The sequence below is a fragment of the Pseudomonas sp. PvP089 genome (assembly GCF_017875165.1).
Lineage (GTDB): Bacteria > Pseudomonadota > Gammaproteobacteria > Pseudomonadales > Pseudomonadaceae > Aquipseudomonas > Aquipseudomonas fortuita.
Genome location: NZ_JAGGME010000001.1, coordinates 5,102,670 through 5,117,221 on the forward strand (window position 1 = coordinate 5,102,670; position 14,552 = coordinate 5,117,221).

The 14,552-nt window shown below is 62.6% G+C and carries 12 protein-coding genes; 3 read left to right on the forward strand and 9 right to left on the reverse strand.

Annotation, left to right across the window (positions count from 1 at the left end; all coding sequences use genetic code 11):
* Window position 1: 1 nt before the first annotated feature.
* The 8 genes from rseP to rpsB form a co-directional block, all read right to left on the reverse strand.
* On the reverse strand, window positions 2–1,354 hold the full coding sequence (gene rseP / locus J3A71_RS23290; RefSeq protein WP_016485213.1) for an RIP metalloprotease RseP: 1,353 nt from the start codon (window positions 1,352–1,354) through the stop codon (window positions 2–4).
* A gap of 70 nt (window positions 1,355–1,424) precedes the next feature.
* Entirely contained in the window at window positions 1,425–2,615 is a 1,191-nt protein-coding gene (ispC, locus tag J3A71_RS23295) for a 1-deoxy-D-xylulose-5-phosphate reductoisomerase (protein WP_209953333.1), read from the reverse strand.
* Entirely contained in the window at window positions 2,612–3,427 is an 816-nt protein-coding gene (locus J3A71_RS23300; protein WP_016485211.1) for a phosphatidate cytidylyltransferase, read from the reverse strand. Before J3A71_RS23300 ends, ispC begins: the two co-directional genes overlap by 4 nt.
* A complete protein-coding gene (uppS, locus tag J3A71_RS23305; RefSeq protein WP_016485210.1) occupies window positions 3,427–4,182 on the reverse strand; it encodes a polyprenyl diphosphate synthase in 756 nt (251 codons plus the stop codon). Before uppS ends, J3A71_RS23300 begins: the two co-directional genes overlap by 1 nt.
* Window positions 4,183–4,197: 15 nt before the next feature.
* Window positions 4,198–4,755: a ribosome recycling factor gene (gene frr, locus J3A71_RS23310; RefSeq protein WP_016485209.1), complete on the reverse strand. Its 558-nt coding sequence runs from the start codon at window positions 4,753–4,755 to the stop codon at window positions 4,198–4,200.
* Entirely contained in the window at window positions 4,752–5,495 is a 744-nt protein-coding gene (gene pyrH / locus J3A71_RS23315) for a UMP kinase (protein WP_012270836.1), read from the reverse strand. The genes frr and pyrH overlap by 4 nt, the downstream gene beginning before the upstream one ends.
* 179 nt (window positions 5,496–5,674) lie before the next feature.
* Window positions 5,675–6,538: a translation elongation factor Ts gene (gene tsf / locus J3A71_RS23320; protein ID WP_016485208.1), complete on the reverse strand. Its 864-nt coding sequence runs from the start codon at window positions 6,536–6,538 to the stop codon at window positions 5,675–5,677.
* Between the two features lie 185 nt (window positions 6,539–6,723).
* Window positions 6,724–7,461: a 30S ribosomal protein S2 gene (gene rpsB, locus J3A71_RS23325; RefSeq protein ID WP_016485207.1), complete on the reverse strand. Its 738-nt coding sequence runs from the start codon at window positions 7,459–7,461 to the stop codon at window positions 6,724–6,726.
* Window positions 7,462–7,806: 345 nt separating this feature from the next.
* Between rpsB and map the strand changes: the two genes are divergently transcribed.
* The 3 genes from map to dapC are packed head-to-tail and all read left to right on the forward strand — an operon-like array spanning window position 7,807 to window position 12,560.
* Window positions 7,807–8,589 (forward strand): type I methionyl aminopeptidase, encoded by a 783-nt coding sequence (map, locus tag J3A71_RS23330; RefSeq protein WP_016485206.1) that lies wholly within the window; start codon window positions 7,807–7,809, stop codon window positions 8,587–8,589.
* 41 nt (window positions 8,590–8,630) lie between these two features.
* Window positions 8,631–11,333: a [protein-PII] uridylyltransferase gene (locus J3A71_RS23335; RefSeq protein ID WP_016485205.1), complete on the forward strand. Its 2,703-nt coding sequence runs from the start codon at window positions 8,631–8,633 to the stop codon at window positions 11,331–11,333.
* Window positions 11,334–11,363: 30 nt separating this feature from the next.
* A complete protein-coding gene (gene dapC, locus J3A71_RS23340) occupies window positions 11,364–12,560 on the forward strand; it encodes a succinyldiaminopimelate transaminase (RefSeq protein WP_016485204.1) in 1,197 nt (398 codons plus the stop codon).
* Between the two features lie 119 nt (window positions 12,561–12,679).
* Here the strand turns inward: dapC and J3A71_RS23345 are convergent, their stop codons facing one another.
* Entirely contained in the window at window positions 12,680–14,326 is a 1,647-nt protein-coding gene (locus tag J3A71_RS23345) for a Na+/H+ antiporter (protein ID WP_023047678.1), read from the reverse strand.
* Window positions 14,327–14,552: the final 226 nt, after the last annotated feature.

A 14,552-nucleotide genomic window follows, 5' to 3' on the forward strand; every position in this document is an offset into this window, starting at 1 on the left:
TTTATAGTCGACCCAGATCGTTGATCAGGGCGAGCAACATCACCCCTATGACCAAACTGATACCGATCTGGACCCCCCAACCTTGCACCCGATCCGACAGCGGACGACCGCGCGCCCACTCGACCAGGTAAAACAGCAAATGCCCCCCATCCAGTACCGGGATGGGCAGCAAGTTAAGAACCCCCAGGCTTATGCTCAGGTAGGCCAGGAAATTCAGGAAATCCCCCACGCCGGACTGGGCTGAAGCGCCCGCCACTTTAGCAATGGTTATCGGTCCACTCAAGTTTTTTACCGAGAGCTCCCCGAACAGCATTTTCTTCAGCGATTCGAGGGTCAGCACGCTCATGCTCCAGGTGCGTGACAAGCCCTCACCCACCGCTTCAAGCGGGCCGTAGCTGATTTCGCGGAGCATGCTGGCAGGCCATTCGCCACCTTTTACTCCGGCACCCAGATAACCACCGGCAGCCTTGCCCTCCCCCTTGCGCGCCAGGGTTACCCGCACGTCCAGGGCCGCACCGTCACGCTCGACACGCACTACCACATTGGCAGCCGGGCGGGCACGCACACTGTCGACCACCTGCTGCCATTGCGTCACGGCAACACCGTCGATGCTCAGCAGCTTGTCACCCGTCCTGAGGCCCGCAGCGGCAGCCGGCCCCTTCGGATCGATCTCGGCCAGCACCGGCTCAATCGCCGGCCGCCAAGGGTGCAGCCCCAGGGACTGGATAGGGTCCGGCTCGTCAGCGCCCTTTAGCCAGCTGTCCAGCTTGACCGGCAGCTGGCGCTCGGCAGACGCGCCTTCGTCGCGCACCCCAACCTGCAAGGTGCCGCTCTCGCCAAGGCGACGAACAAGCTGCAAATTGACCGCCGACCAACCGCTGGTCGGCTTGCCGTCGATAGAGACGATTTCCTGACCTGCGGTCAGCCCGGCCGATGCAGCCAGGCTGCCAGCATCGACTGCACCGATCACCGGCCGCACTTGCTGGGTACCCATCATTGCCAGCACCCAGAAGAACAGGATGGCCAGCAGGAAGTTGGCGATCGGGCCCGCCGCGACGATCGCGATACGCTGGCCCACGGGCTTTCGGTTGAACGACTGATCAGCCAGCGCTGGCGGTACATCACCCTCGCGCTCGTCGAGCATCTTCACGTAGCCACCCAGCGGGATGGCGGCGACCACAAACTCGGTGCCATGGCGATCGTGCCAGCGCAACAGCGGTGTGCCGAAGCCCACCGAGAAGCGCAGCACCTTGACGCCGCAGCGGCGCGCCACCCAGAAGTGGCCGAATTCGTGGAAGGTGACCAGCACACCCAAAGCCACAAGGGTGCCGATAATCATGTAGAGCGCTGTCATGTCCATCTCCGAATGATGTTCAGCGGGCCGGCTGTATGCCAGCCCCCTCAGAAACCTGGGTGGGTTTGCATCAGCGACCGTGACGCCTCAGCCACTCACGGGAAAGCTCCCGGGCACGCTGGTCGGCGGCGAACACCGCGTCCAGCGACGGCAGCGGCACGACGGGCTCCTGATCGAGCACCTGTTCGATCATACCCGCGATCTCCGGAAAGCGGATACGCCGCTCAAGAAATGCTTCGACCGCCACCTCATTGGCTGCATTGAGTACGGCGGGTGCGCTGTTGCCCGCCTCGGCAGCCTGCCGCGCCAGGCGCAGGCAAGGGAAGCGCTGTTCGTCGGGCGCATGGAAATCCAGACGGGCGATGGCGAACAGGTCGAGCGGGGCCACCCCGGAATCGATACGTTCAGGCCACGCCAGGGCATTGGCGATCGGCGTACGCATGTCCGGATTACCCAACTGCGCCAGCACCGAACCGTCCACATAATCGACCAGGGAGTGAATGACACTCTGTGGGTGCACCACCACCTCGACCTTGGCCGGAGGGGCATCGAACAACCAGCAGGCCTCGATCAGCTCGAGCCCCTTGTTCATCATGCTGGCCGAATCCACGGAAATCTTGCGCCCCATCGACCAGTTGGGATGCGCACAGGCCTGCTCCGGCGTCACATCCAGCAAAGCTTCGACCGGCGTTTCACGGAACGGGCCACCGGAAGCCGTCAGCAGTATCCGGCGCACGCCAACCGCGCTCAGGCCACGCGCGTAGTCGCCGGGCATGCACTGGAAGATCGCGTTGTGCTCGCTATCGATCGGCAACAGCACGGCACTGCTGCGCCGCACGGCCTCGATGAACAGCGCACCGGACATTACCAAGGCTTCCTTGTTGGCCAGCAGCACCTTCTTGCCCGCCTCGACGGCAGCCAAGGTGGGGCGCAGGCCGGCAGCGCCGACAATCGCTGCCATCACCGCATCCACTTCCGCTGCCGAAGCCACCTGACAAAGCCCGGCCTCACCTTCCAGCACCTCGGTGGTGCAGCCGGCAGCCGCCAGGTTTTCGCGCAGTCGCACAGCTGCTTCGGCACTCGGCACTACTGCGAAGGCCGGGCGATGGCGCATGCACAGGGCCAGCAACTCGTCGATGCGCGAATAACCGCTGAGGGCGAACACCTGATAGCGATCGGGGTGGCGCGCGATCACATCCAGCGTGCTCAGACCGATGGAGCCGGTGGCCCCGAGTACGGTAATACGTTGCGGACGGCTCACATCACACCCCATTCGGCAGCCCACAACAACACGGCAAAAATCGGGATCGCCGCAGTAAGGCTGTCAATGCGGTCGAGTACACCACCATGGCCGGGCAGCAGATTACTGCTGTCCTTGATACCGGAGCGGCGTTTGAACATGCTCTCTGTCAGGTCACCGACCACCGAGGACATGACCAGCAGCGCGGCACCCAGCAGGCCCAGCAGGATCTGACCGAAACCCCAGTCACGACTGATGCCAACCGCCAACGTAATCGCAAGGCTCACCGCCAGGCCGCCATACACGCCTTCCCAGCTCTTGCCTGGGCTGACCTGCGGGGCCAGCTTGCGCTTGCCGAAGGCCCTGCCAGAGAAGTAAGCGCCAATGTCGGCGGCCCACACCAGCACCATGACCGACAGGATCAGCCAATTGCCCAGCGGCCAGTGCTTGAGCAACACCAGCCCCTGCCAGGCAGGCAGCAATACCAGCAGGCCGATCAGCAACCGGCAGGCGGCACTGGCCCACAGCTCGCTGCTACGCGGGTAGGTAAGCACCAGCCAGGTGGCCAGCCCCCACCAGATCACTGCAGCACCCAGCACCCAGGGCGCCAGCTCCGGAAGGATGTACAGCAACATCAGCGCTCCGGCGACCACCGCGGCATAGGCGATACGCAGCGGCTGGGCCATCAACCCGGCCAGACGTGCCCACTCCCAGGCGCCAAGGGTCACCACGAAGCCGATGAACAGGGCGAAATCCCCGCCGTTGAGCAGGAAGAAGCCACCCAGCGCGATCGGCAGCAGGATCAGCGCAGTCATGATGCGTTGTTTAAGCATTAAGCACGAGCTCCAGCCTCGACCTGCTCGCTGGTCTTACCGAAGCGGCGCTGGCGCGAAGCGAAATCGGCCAGGGCATTGCGCATGGCCTCGTGTTTGAAGTCCGGCCAGTACAGGTCGGAGAAATACAGCTCGGCGTAGGCCAGCTGCCACAACAGGAAATTGCTGATGCGGTGCTCGCCACCGGTGCGAATGCACAGGTCCGGCAGCGGTAGCTCGCCGGTTGCCAGGCATGTCTGCAGCAGGCCCGGGGTAATGTCTTCCGGGCGCAGGTGCCCGGCTTGCACTTCCCGCGCCAGCCGCTGAGCGGCCTGAGCGATGTCCCACTGGCCACCGTAGTTGGCCGCAATCTGCAGGATGAAGCGGTTGTTGCCGGCGGTCAGCGCCTCGGCCTCGCGCATGGCAGCTTGCAGTTCGGGATGGAAACGCGAACGGTCACCGATGATGCGCAAGCTGATGTTGTTCTCGTTGAGGCGCTTCGCCTCGCGGCGCAGGGCCGAGAAGAACAGCTCCATCAGCGCACCGACCTCTTCGGCGGGGCGCTGCCAGTTTTCGCTGGAGAACGCGAACAGGGTCAGTACCTCGACCCCGGACTTGGCACACACTTCGATGACCGCGCGAACGGCGTCTACACCCGCCTTGTGCCCGGCAACGCCGGGCAGCAGGCGTTTTTTCGCCCAGCGGTTGTTGCCATCCATGATGATCGCGACGTGACGCGGCACCGAGGACGGCGCCACTGGCTTGGTCTTTTCCATTAAGAAACCCCGGCCTTAGACGGCCATCAGGTCCTTTTCCTTGGCTTTGAAGGCAGCATCGACTTCGGCAACGAACTTGTCGGTCAGCTTCTGGATCTCGTCAGCGGCGCGACGTTCTTCGTCTTCGCTGATTTCCTTGTCCTTGGTCAGCTTCTTCAGGTCGGCAAGGGCGTCGCGGCGTACGTTGCGCACGGCAACCTTGGCATCCTCGCACACGCCACTGGCCTGCTTGGTATAGCCCTTGCGGGTTTCCTCGGTCAGGGCTGGCATTGGCACACGAATGGTAGTGCCGGCGCTGGACGGGTTCAGGCCCAGGTCAGAGGTAAGAATGGCCTTTTCGATGGCAGCGCTGAGGTTTTTGTCATGAGCGACAATTTTCAGGGTGCGGGCATCTTCGACGCTGATCGCAGCCACCTGGTTCAGCGGCATTTCGCTGCCCCAGGCAGTGACCTTGACGCTATCCAGGATGCTTGGGTGGGCACGACCGGTGCGGATCGCCGCCAGGTTACGGCTCAGGGCCTCAAGGGACTTGGTCATGCGCTCCTGCGCGTCTTTCTTGATGTCGTTGATCATGCTTGGCCTTCCTCGATCAGAGTACCTTCAGCGCCACCCACCACGATGTTCAGCAGGGCGCCAGGCTTGTTCATGTTGAATACCCGCAATGGCATCCCGTGGTCGCGGCACAGGACGATTGCGGTCAGGTCCATCACACCCAGCTTGCGATCCAGGACCTCATCGTAGGTCAGGTGATCGAACTTCTCGGCGTGTGGGTCCTTGAATGGATCGGCAGTGTACACACCATCGACCTTGGTCGCCTTCAGCACGACGTCGGCATCGATTTCGATGGCGCGCAGGCAAGCGGCGGAGTCGGTGGTGAAGAACGGGTTGCCGGTACCGGCGGAGAAAATTACCACATCCCCGGAGTTGAGGTGGCGAATAGCTTTGCGGCGATCATAATGATCGGTGACGCCGACCATGGAGATGGCGGACATGACCAGGGCCGGGATGTTCGAGCGCTCCAGCGCATCGCGCATGGCCAGGCCGTTCATCACGGTGGCCAGCATACCCATGTGGTCACCGGTGACGCGGTCCATGCCGGCTGCGCTGAGTGCAGCGCCACGGAACAGGTTGCCACCGCCAATCACCAGGCCGACCTGGACACCAATCCCTACCAACTGGCCAACTTCAAGGGCCATGCGATCCAGCACCTTCGGGTCGATCCCGAAGTCTTCCGAGCCCATCAGGGCCTCGCCGCTAAGTTTGAGCAAAATGCGTTTATAGCGAGGTTGGCGACCACTCACCTGCTGAGCCATTGCGAGTCTCTCCTGCGGCGTACTTTAGAAAATTCGTGCGGGCTGTTTTCAGCCTGCTAACTGTAGCGTGGCACCGCTTTGGTGCCAGCGGCGGCGGGTTTCATAAACCCTTCGCCGTTTTGACAAAGAGGCTGCGCGCGTGAGCGGGCAGCCTCTTTGGGGCGACAGACGGGGCTGTCTTACTGCTTGGCGGCAGCTACCTGAGCGGCAACTTCAGCAGCGAAGTCGTCGACTGGCTTCTCGATGCCTTCGCCTACTTTGAAGTAGGTGAAGGAAACGATTTCAGCGCCGGCTTTCTTGGCCAGCTCGCCAACCTTGACTTCTGGGTTCATGACGAAGGCCTGCTCTTTCAGCGAAGCTTCAGCCTTGAACTTGGTGATACGGCCGTTGATCATGTTCTCAACGATGTTTTCCGGCTTGCCGGCAATCTTGTCGGCGTTCAGCTGCAGGAAGACATTCTTCTCGCGCTCGATGGCCTCGGCGGAGATTTCCGACGAATCCAGGAACTCAGGGTTCGACGCTGCAACGTGCATGGCGATGTTCTTCGCCAGCTCGACGTCACCGCCTTTCAGAACGACGACTGCGCCGATCTTGTTGCCGTGCAGGTAGGCACCGACAACGTCACCTTCAACGCGCACCAGGCGACGGATGTTGACGTTCTCGCCACACTTGGCAACCAGGGCTTCACGAGCTGCTTCACGCGAGGCGATCAGCGGAGCGGCGTCGGTCAGTTTCTGGGCGAAGGCTTCTTCAAGGCTTTCGGCAACGAAGTTCTTGAAGTCGTCTTGCAGGGCCAGGAAGTCGGTCTGCGAGTTCACTTCCAGCAGAACGGCGGATTTACCGTCGGTCTTGACGGCGATAGCGCCTTCAGCAGCGACGTTGCCAGCCTTTTTGGCGGCCTTGATGGCGCCCGAGGCACGCATGTCGTCAATGGCTTTCTCGATGTCGCCGCCAGCCTTTTCCAGGGCTTTCTTGCAATCCATCATGCCTTCGCCAGTACGCTCGCGCAGTTCTTTTACCAGCGCTGCAGTAATTGCTGCCATTTCAAAATCCTCTTGGAAAGTTTTTCAACCATTCCACCCGTTCGTCACGGGCGTTAAATTCTGCGAATCCGCTGTTGTTATCTCAGCCAACCCATAATGCGGGGCCCTTGCTGACAGCAGGATTTCAAGGTGGCAAAAAGGGGGCAAAGCCCCCTTTTTGCGTGCCAAGTAGACGCTAGCGCCTATTACTCAGCAGCAGGTGCAGCCGCTTCTTCAACATAGACTTCGGTGCCGCCAGCAACGTTGTTGCGGCCGCGGATGATGGCGTCAGCCATCGAAGTCATGTACAGCTCGATGGCGCGGATGGCGTCGTCGTTGCCTGGGATGATGTAGTCAACACCTTCCGGGCTGCTGTTGGTATCGACAACGCCGATAACCGGGATGCCCAGCTTGTTAGCTTCGGTGATAGCAATGCGCTCGTGGTCAACGTCGATCACGAACAGGGCATCAGGCAGACCGCCCATGTCCTTGATACCACCCAGGCTGCGGTCCAGCTTTTCCAGATCGCGCGAACGCATCAGGGCTTCTTTCTTGGTCAGCTTGGCAAAGGTGCCGTCTTCGGCCTGGGCTTCCAGGTCGCGCAGACGCTTGATCGAAGCGCGGATGGTCTTGTAGTTGGTCAGCATGCCGCCCAACCAGCGGTGGTCAACGTATGGCGAACCGGCACGAGCAGCTTGCTCGGCGACGATCTTGCCGGCGGAACGCTTGGTGCCGACGAACATGATCTTGTTCTTGCCCTGAGCCAGACGCTCTACGAACGCCAGGGCGTCGTTGAACATTGGCAGGGTTTTTTCCAGGTTGATGATGTGGATCTTGTTACGCGCGCCGAAAATGTACTTGCCCATTTTCGGGTTCCAGTAACGGGTCTGGTGGCCGAAGTGCACACCGGCCTTCAGCATATCGCGCATATTGACTTGGGACATGATAGTTCCTTGGTAAGTCGGGTTGGGCCTCCACGCGTCCCAATGACCAACCCGCAAATTCGAGAATCCGGGGCACCCAGGTCATCGTGTCGACACGTGTGTGGGTTTAGGCTTACGGGGTCGTCCCCGAAAGCGGCGCATGTTATACCACAGACCGCCAGCGAACGAAACCCGAATGAGGTTGCGTCTGTCAGCGGTTTTTGCAGCGCCCCGCCAAACAGGCCAGAATGCCTCCTGTAGACCGCAGCATGGCCGCCTTTATCCCGACAGAATGCCGCCCTGCTCTGCTAGAATCCGGCCTTTCCCGTTTGTTCGCGCCGCGTGCGGCGCCGTAGAGAGCCTGTAATGACCGTCAACATCAAGACCGCAGAAGACATCGAGAAGATGCGCATCGCCGGCCGCCTGGCCGCCGAGGTGCTGGAAATGATCGAGGAGCACGTCAAGCCCGGTGTTACCACCGAAGAGCTCGACCGCTTGTGCCACGACTATATCGTCAACGTCCAGCAGGCCATCCCGGCGCCGCTCAACTACAAGGGCTACCCGAAGTCGATCTGCACCTCGATCAACCATGTGGTCTGCCACGGCATCCCCAACGACAAGCCGCTCAAGGACGGTGACACGCTCAACATCGACGTCACCGTGATCAAGGACGGCTACCACGGCGATACCAGCCGCATGTTCCACGTGGGCAACGTGCCGGTGTGGGCCGAGCGCCTGTCCAAGGTTACCCAGGAGTGCATGTACAAGGCCATCGAGCTGGTCAAGCCGGGCTGCCGCCTGGGCGATATCGGCGAAGTGATCCAGAAGCACGCGGAAAAGAACGGCTTCTCGGTGGTACGCGAGTTCTGCGGCCACGGCATCGGCAAGGTGTTCCACGAAGAACCGCAGATCCTGCACTACGGCCGCGCCGGCACCGGCATGGAGCTTAAAGAAGGCATGACCTTCACCATCGAGCCGATGATCAACCAGGGCAAGGCCGACACCAAGGTGCTGGGCGACGGCTGGACCGCCATCACCAAGGACCGCAAGCTCTCGGCCCAGTGGGAACACACCCTGGTGGTGACCGCGACCGGCTATGAGATCTTCACCCTGCGCAAGGACGACACCATCCCGCGCACCTCGGCCTGACCGCACTCCCACAGGCCACCCGACGACAGGAACGTGACGCGATGCCCCAGGTGGACCCCGAGCTGTTCGACCGCGGCCAGTTCCAGGCGGAACTGGCCCTCAAGGCGAGCCCCATCGCCGCCTTCAAGAAAGCCATCCGCCAGGCCGGCGAGGTGCTCGACAAGCGTTTCCGCAGTGGCGACGATATCCGTCCACTGATCGAAGCCCGCGCCTGGCTCGTCGACAATATCCTGCAACAGGCGTGGAACCAGTTCGACTGGGGCGACCAGAATGGCATCGCCCTGGTCGCGGTGGGTGGCTACGGGCGCGGTGAGTTGCACCCGCATTCAGACATCGACCTGCTGATTTTGCTGGGCGCCGCCGAGCACGAACAATACCGCGACGCCATCGAACGCTTTCTCACCCTGCTGTGGGACATCGGCCTGGAAGTGGGCCAGAGCGTGCGCACCGTCGACGAGTGCGCCGAACAGGCCCGCGCGGACCTGACGGTGATTACCAACCTGATGGAAAGCCGCACCATCGCCGGCCCCGAGGCCCTGCGTCAGCGCATGCTGGAGGTGACCAGCACCGCGCACATGTGGCCGAGCAAAGACTTCTTCCTGGCCAAACGCGCCGAACTCAAGGCCCGTCACCACAAGTACAACGACACCGAGTACAACCTCGAACCTAACGTCAAGGGCTCGCCAGGCGGCCTGCGCGACATCCAGACGGTACTGTGGGTGGCCCGCCGCCAGTACGGCACCCTGAACCTGCACGCCCTGGCCGGCGAAGGTTTCTTGCTGGAAAGCGAGAACGAACTGCTGGCCTCGTCCCAGGATTTTCTGTGGAAGGTACGTTACGCCCTGCACATGCTGGCCGGTCGCGCCGAGGACCGCCTGCTGTTCGACCACCAGCGCAGCCTCGCCGCGCTGCTTGGGTACAGCGACGACAACCCCAAGCGGGCAATCGAGCAGTTCATGCAGCAGTACTACCGGGTGGTGATGAGCATCAGCCAGCTGTGCGACCTGATCATCCAGCACTTCGAAGAGGTCATCCTCGCCGACGAAGACAGCGGCACCACCCAACCGCTGAATGCACGCTTTCGCCTGCACGACGGCTATATCGAGGCCACCCACCCGAACGTGTTCAAGCGCACACCGTTCGCCATGCTGGAAATCTTCGTGCTGATGGCCCAGCACCCGGAAATCAAGGGCGTGCGCGCCGATACGGTGCGCCTGCTGCGTGAGCACCGCCACCTGATCGACGACACTTTCCGCACCGATATCCGCAACACCAGCCTGTTCATCGAGCTGTTCAAGTGCGAAATCGGCATCCACCGCAACCTGCGGCGGATGAACCGCTACGGCATCCTTGGCCGCTACCTGCCGGAGTTCGGCCTGATCGTCGGGCAGATGCAGCATGACCTGTTCCACATCTATACGGTCGATGCACACACCCTCAACCTCATCAAGCACCTGCGCAAGCTGCAGTACACACCGGTGTCCGAGAAATTCCCGCTGGCCAGCAAGCTGATGGGGCGCCTGCCCAAGCCCGAGCTGATCTACCTTGCCGGCCTTTACCACGACATCGGCAAAGGTCGCCAGGGCGACCATTCCGAGCTGGGCGCGGTGGATGCGAAGAAGTTCTGCGAGCGACACCAGTTGCCGGCCTGGGACAGCCGGTTGATCGTCTGGCTGGTGCAGAACCACCTGGTGATGTCGACCACAGCCCAGCGCAAGGACTTGTCCGACCCGCAGGTAATCAACGACTTTGCCCTGCACGTGGGCGACGAGACGCGCCTGGACTACCTGTACGTGCTGACCGTGGCCGACATCAATGCCACCAACCCCAGCCTGTGGAACTCGTGGCGGGCCAGTCTGTTGCGCCAGCTCTACAGCGAGACCAAGCGCGCCCTGCGCCGCGGCCTGGAAAACCCGCTGGACCGCGAAGAGCAGATCCGCCAGACGCAGTCCTCAGCACTGGATATTCTGGTGCGCGAGGGTACCGACCCGGACGACGTCGAGCAGCTGTGGTCGCAACTGGGTGATGACTACTTCCTCAAGCACACCGCCGCCGACGTAGCCTGGCATACGGATGCGATCCTGCAGCAACCGGCTGATGGCGGGCCGCTGGTGCTGATCAAGGAAACCACCCAGCGGGAGTTCGAAGGCGGCACGCAGATCTTCATCTACGCCCCCGATCAGCACGATTTCTTTGCCGTGACGGTGGCGGCCATGTCGCAGCTGAACCTGAACATCCATGACGCGCGGATCATCACGTCGAGCAGCCAGTTCACCCTCGACACCTACATTGTGCTGGACAACGACGGCGGCTCGATCGGCGACAACCCGCAGCGGGTCAAGCAGATTCGCGATGGCCTGACCGAAGCGCTGCGCAACCCTGAAGACTACCCGACCATCATCCAGCGCCGGGTGCCGCGCCAGCTCAAGCACTTCGACTTCCCGCCGCAGGTGACCATCCTCAACGATGCCCAGCGGCCAGTGACCATCCTCGAAATCACCGCACCCGACCGCCCGGGCCTGCTGGCCCGGCTGGGGCGCATTTTCCTGGAGTTCGACCTGTCGCTGCAGAACGCCAAGATCGCCACTCTGGGCGAACGGGTGGAAGACGTGTTCTTCATCACTGATGCCGACAACCAGCCGCTGTCCGACCCGCAGCTGTGCAGCCGCCTGCAGGAGGCCATCGTGCAGCAGCTACAAGCCGGCCAAGGTAGCGACACCAGCCCGACCCGCGTGACCATTTAACGATTAGACGATTGACGAGACCTTGCGCCGATGAACCATGCCTTGACCCAGCTTCAGCCCTACCCGTTCGAAAAGCTCCGCGCCCTGCTGGGCAGCGTGAAGCCTGCGGCGGACAAACGCGCCATCGCCCTGTCGATCGGTGAGCCGAAGCATGAATCGCCGGCGTTCGTGGCCCAGGCCATGGCCGACAACCTTGACAAGCTGGCGGTGTACCCCAGCACCATCGGCGTGCCGGCCCTGCGCCAGGCCATCGGCCAGTGGTGCGAGCAGCGTTTTGGTGTGCCGGCCGGCTGGCTGGATGCCGAGCAGCACATCCTGCCGGTCAATGGCACCCGTGAAGCGCTGTTTGCCTTCACCCAGGCGGTGGTCAACCGTGCAGATGACGGCCTGGTAATCAGCCCAAACCCGTTCTACCAGATCTACGAAGGCGCAGCACTGCTGGCCGGGGCAACACCGCACTACCTGCCCTGCCTGGAAAGCAACGGTTTCAACCCCGATTTCGATGCCGTAACGGCGGACGTGTGGAAGCGCTGCCAGATCCTGTTCCTGTGCTCGCCGGGCAACCCCACCGGTGCATTGGTGCCGATGGACACCCTGAAAAAGCTGATTGCCCTGGCTGACGAACACGACTTCGTGATCGCCGCCGACGAGTGCTACAGCGAGCTGTACTTCGACGAAGATGCGCCACCACCGGGCCTGCTGACCGCCTGCGCCGAGCTTGGCCGTAGTGATTTTGCCCGCTGCGTGGTGTTCCATAGCCTGTCCAAGCGCTCCAACCTGCCGGGCCTGCGTTCGGGCTTTGTGGCTGGCGACGCCAAGATCATCAAGCCGTTCCTGCTGTACCGCACCTACCACGGCTGTGCCATGCCGGTGCAAACCCAGCTGGCCAGCATTGCCGCGTGGCAGGACGAGGCGCATGTGCGCGAGAACCGCGACCAGTACCGCGCCAAATACGATGCCGTGCTGGACATCCTGCAGCCGGTGCTGGACGTGCAGCGCCCGGATGGCAGCTTCTACCTGTGGGCCAAGGTGCCGGGCTGCGATGCCGAATTCACCCGCGACCTGTTCGAAGCCCAGCATGTGACCGTGGTACCAGGCTCGTACCTGTCGCGTGAAGTGGAGGGTGTGAACCCAGGCGCCGGGCGCGTACGCATGGCGCTGGTTGCACCGCTGGCCGAGTGCATCGAGGCGGCAGAGCGGATTCGTGCCTTCCTGCAAAACCGCTAATTGAGCTGGGGGCGCTGTGCGCCCCATTCGCGGGACAAGCCCGTGCCCACAGGCCTCCAGCAACCTCAAATGGAGGACCTGTGGGAGCGGGCTTGTCCCGCGAATGGCAACAAGGAGATCTACTTGACCTGCCCCAGGTTGGCCTCACTCATATCCAGCTCCCCAAGCACCTGCCGCACCACCTCATCGCCCACCTGGTGCTGGCGATGCAGGTTATACAGCTCCAGCCGCTGCGCCCTCAGCGCACGCAAGCGCAAACGCCGCTCCAGCAAGTCCATCTGTTCGGCCAGGGCCTTGGCCTCGGCACTGTCGTTGTAGCTGTCCAGTTCATCCCGATACTCAGCCATCAACCGTGCCTTCAGCTCGGTCGCCAGGGTCGCCTGCGCAGCATCTTGCGGGGCATTGGCGTCGATCACCTCCTCTGCTTCCAGGGCATGAATCGCTGCCTCGGCCGTGCGCCGCCAGGCTTCCTGCACCTCCTGGTGCAAGCGTTCGTCCGGGCTCTTGGTCACCCCGCGCAGCAATATCGGCAGCGCGATGCAGGCGCTGATCAACGACAGCAGGATCACCCCGGCGGCAATGAAAATCAGCAAATCACGCTCAGGGAAGGCCTTGCCCGCCCCCATCAGCAACGGCACCGACATCACACCCGCCAGGGTCACCGCCCCGCGCACACCGCCCAAGGTCAGCAGCCAGCAGGAGCGCGCCGTAGGCATCAGCACCAGCGCCGGTTTGCCGCGCCAGCGGCGCACCACGCCGATCGACCGCCAGATGCTCTGCACCCAGATGAACCGCAGCAGGATCAGTGCAGCAAAGATCGCCACCACGTCCAGGCAGCGGTAGGCCAGGGTCGGCCACACGGTGGCTTCGTGGCTGACCACCGCCTTGATGATGTCTGGCAACTGCAGGCCCAACAGCAGGAAGATCAGGCCATTGAAGGCGAACTCCAGCAACGACCAGACGCTCCGGTTAAGCAGGCGGGTGCTGGTCTGGCGTGGCAGCAGGTCGAGCCAGCTTTGCATCATGCCGGCCGCTACCGCCGAAAGGATGCCCGAAACGCCCAGGCGCTCGGCCAGCACGTAGGCCGCGAACGGCAGCAGCAGCATGAACACCACGTGGGTGGCCGGGTCGTCCCAGCCGCGGGCGATCATCCAGGCGCGCAGGCGGCCGACCAGCCAGCTCAGGCCCACCCCCACCGCCAGACCGCCAAGCGCGACCAGCACAAAGCTGAAGCTGGCATCGGCCAGCGAAAACACCCCGGTGATCGCCGCCGCAAGGGCGAACTTGAAGGTCACCAGGCCCGATGCATCGTTCATCAGGGCCTCCCCCTGCAGCATGTGCATCAGCGGGGTGGGCAGGCGGTCCTGGGCGATGGCCGAAACCGCCACGGCATCGGTCGGCGACAGCACCGCCGCCAAGGCGAAAGCCACCGGCAGGGGGATGCTCGGCAGCAGCCAGTGAATGAAATAGCCGGCCCCGACCACAGTGAACAGCACCAACCCTACGGCCAGCGCCACCACTGGCCCGCGAATGCGCCACAACTCACGCTTGGGGATGCGCCAACCGTCGGCAAAGAGCAGGGGCGGCAAGAACAGGAACAGGAACAACTCGGGGTCCAGGGCCACATGCAGCCCCAGTGTCGGCAGGGCCAGCAAGGCACCGGCAGCGATCTGCACCAGCGGCAAGGGCAGCGGGATCATGCGGCCGACCAGCTTCGACAGGCTGACCAGCGTCAGCAGGATGAGGACGGTGTAGGCGGACTGCATCCGGGAAAGCTTCCTTTGTGAACCAGAAACGGTAGCAAGGCGAACCATCGCCATTGAAACAATATGTTAGCGGCGACCGACGGTTCGGGGCCGCTGCACGATAGTCGCAGGTGACCGCGGAATATGTAACATGATGATACTTCAGAAGGTGCAGGCCTTGATTCTTGCAGCGCCCATGAGATCGAGCACCGCCCGCGCGGTGCTCGATCTCATGGGCGCTGCAAGG